This is a genomic window from Vibrio sp. 1401 (assembly GCF_033340295.1).
This window is the reverse complement of record NZ_JAWOWF010000385.1, coordinates 1-687: the sequence shown is the minus strand read 5'-3', so window position 1 is coordinate 687 and position 687 is coordinate 1. Positions and strand designations below refer to the sequence as shown.

The following is a 687-nucleotide window of genomic DNA, read 5'->3' as shown; positions in this document are numbered from 1 at the left end:
TTCCCGTCAAGCATTGTGGCAATTCCTTGCTTAAGTACTCCAGCATGGTGCGCTGCGCTTGAAAAGAGAAACGGCGACGCGTCGACATATCTGCGAATTTGAAGTTAGTAATGTTGCGACGTTCTAGTTCGGCTTTCAAATAGCGAACTTTGTCTTCCAATACGGTTTGGAACTGCTCGAACGGGATATCTGACCAACGTTGACGGCTGCGAACTTCCGACACAATGCTCATGATGATGGTTTCGTACAGAATGGTTTCCTTCCACAAACCATTGATTGTAATGCGTAACTGGCTTGAGCCATCCGACATGGTTTTGTTATGGAAAGAGACATCGCTTTGCGGGTTAAAACGGAAGTGACGTAACGCTTCGACAAACTCGGGCTTTAGGTACGGCGCAACGCGCTTCATGTACGCAATTTCATCTTCAGTAAAGCGAACATCTTGAAGTTTAAGAACTTCTGCCTTTACCTCTGGCAGCAATTCCGACAGATCTTCTTCGCTACGCACGATGAATTTGTATGACACCATCGCATCAGGATAAAGTGCGGCAACTGCACTCATCATGTTTACTTTGTACACATCAAAGTCCAATGCACTTTGAATGATGCGAGAAGAAAATAGTGTGGTCGTCATTCGGAGCCCTTCTACATGCCCTTCCGTGGGTATATAACTTTTTGTTACTAACT

General features: G+C 45.3%; 1 pseudogene. It reads right to left on the bottom strand.

Going from position 1 to position 687, the window contains the following annotated elements:
- Window positions 1-634, bottom strand: a pseudogene (locus R7Z77_RS25785) (nicotinate phosphoribosyltransferase); the annotation flags it as partial.
- Window positions 635-687: the final 53 nt, after the last annotated feature.